We start from the raw sequence: 1,898 nt of genomic DNA on the forward strand, positions 1-1,898 counted from the left end.
TGGAGCGCCTCGATGGGCTCTTCGACGACCACGAGCGGCCGCCCAGGCGTGCCCTGCGCGAGGCGCTCGAGCGCCTCGGCCTGCGCCACGAGCGCGGTGCCATGGAGCTGCTCGAGACCGCTTCGGGCTTCCAACTGCGCATCCGCCCGCGGCTCTCGCCCTGGGTCTCGCGGCTGTGGGACGAGCGCCCCCAGCGCTACTCCCGGGCGCTGCTCGAGACCCTCGCGCTGATCGCCTACCGCCAGCCGGTGACCCGCGGCGACATCGAGGAGGTGCGCGGGGTCACGGTGAGCGGCTCGATCATGCGCACCCTGCTGGAGCGCGGCTGGATCCGCGTGGTGGGCCACCGCGACGTGCCGGGGCGCCCGGCGGTCTATGCCACCACCCGCAGCTTCCTCGACGACTTCGGCCTCAAGACCCTCGACGAGCTGCCGCCCATGCACGCGCTCAAGACCTTCGAGGAGCCGGCTTTCGACGACGAGACCCCGCCGCCGCCCCAGCATGACCTGCTGGCCCAGGCCGATGCGCCCCTTGACGACGAGCAGGCCGCGCCCGCGGTGGGCGAGCCGGGGGAAGAGAGTGCAGATCTGGAGGCGCCGGCTGCGGCCGACGCCTCCGACACGACGGCCGGGATGGCCGACGATGACCACGCCGGGACGGCGCCAGCGCGGTCCGGGCTAAGCTTCGCCGAACTCGAGGCTCGCCTGGCCGAACGCGCCCGGAGTCGCGTCGACGATGACGCTGCCCCGGGGGCGGAATCCACACCCAGTGAGAACGATTCATGAGCAACTCTAGCGAGAAACTGCAGAAGGTTCTGGCCCGCGCCGGGCTGGGCTCCCGTCGCGAGATGGAGGCGGCCATCGCCGATGGTCGGGTCAAGGTCAATGGCCAGGTGGCCACCCTGGGCGATCGGATCGAGATGCGCGATAAGGTGCTCTTCGACAATCGGCCGCTGACCCTGCGCGGCGCCGAGGAGGTGCCGCGGCGGGTAATCATGTACAACAAGCCTGAGGGCGAGCTGTGCACCCGCAAGGACCCGGAGGGGCGTCGCACCGTCTTCGATCGCCTGCCGCGCCTGAAGGGGGAACGCTGGATCGCCATCGGCCGCCTCGATATCAACACCAGCGGGCTCTTGCTGTTCACCACCGACGGGGAGCTGGCCAACCGGCTGATGCACCCCTCCACTCAGGTGGAGCGGGAGTACGCGGTGCGGGTCATGGGTGAGGTGGCCCGGGAGCAGGTGGTGGCCATGGTCGAGGGCGTGATGCTCGAGGACGGACCGGCACGTTTCACCGACGTGCAGGAGTTCGGCGGCGAGGGCATCAACACCTGGTTCCACGTGGTGATCCTGGAGGGTCGCAACCGCGAGGTGCGCCGCCTATGGGAGTCCCAGGGGCTCACCGTCAGCCGCCTCAAGCGCGTGCGCTACGGCAATATCTTCCTCGACAAGCGGGCCAAGGCGGGGGAGTGGACCGAGCTGACCCAGGACGAGATCGACGACCTGGCCGAACTCGCAGGCCTGCCCGCGCGCAAGGTGCCGGACCTGACTCCGGACGAGAAGAATCGCTGGAGTCGCGACAAGCATAAGCGCAAGCCGGTCCAGGCCATGCGCAGGCCTAGGACCCGCCACTGATCGGCGGCTGCGAAAAAGGCAAAAAAGTCCTTGCCAGCGAGGGGGTGGGTCAGTAATATCTGCCTCCGTTCGGACGGGTCGTTAGCTCAGTTGGTAGAGCAGTTGGCTTTTAACCAATTGGTCGTAGGTTCGAATCCTACACGACCCACCATCCGGACCTGCAGGCTTGTTCGCAAGCTCGGGTCGTTAGCTCAGTTGGTAGAGCAGTTGGCTTTTAACCAATTGGTCGTAGGTTCGAATCCTACACGACCCACCAGATATCGCG

At 67.7% G+C, this 1,898-nt stretch carries 2 protein-coding genes and 2 tRNA genes; all 4 read left to right on the plus strand.

Going from position 1 to position 1,898, the window contains the following annotated elements; all coding sequences use genetic code 11:
- The coding region (scpB, locus tag J5F18_RS05575; protein ID WP_346301332.1) for an SMC-Scp complex subunit ScpB at nucleotides 1–785 on the plus strand (785 nt) is incomplete at its 5' end.
- The gene (gene rluB / locus J5F18_RS05580; protein ID WP_346301333.1) at nucleotides 782–1,633 is read left to right on the plus strand and encodes a 23S rRNA pseudouridine(2605) synthase RluB; all 852 of its coding nucleotides are present in this window, start codon (nucleotides 782–784) and stop codon (nucleotides 1,631–1,633) included. The genes scpB and rluB, both read left to right, overlap by 4 nt.
- Nucleotides 1,634–1,708: 75 nt before the next feature.
- Nucleotides 1,709–1,784 (plus strand) — tRNA-Lys (locus tag J5F18_RS05585).
- 29 nt (nucleotides 1,785–1,813) lie between these two features.
- A tRNA-Lys gene (locus J5F18_RS05590) sits at nucleotides 1,814–1,889 on the plus strand.
- Nucleotides 1,890–1,898: the final 9 nt, after the last annotated feature.

This window comes from Halomonas sp. BM-2019 (assembly GCF_017584085.1).

Coding starts and splice junctions, on each gene's coding strand:
- rluB (WP_346301333.1), top strand. CDS start 782: ATGAGCAACTCTAGCGAGAAACTGCAGAAGGTTCTGGCCCGCGCCGGG.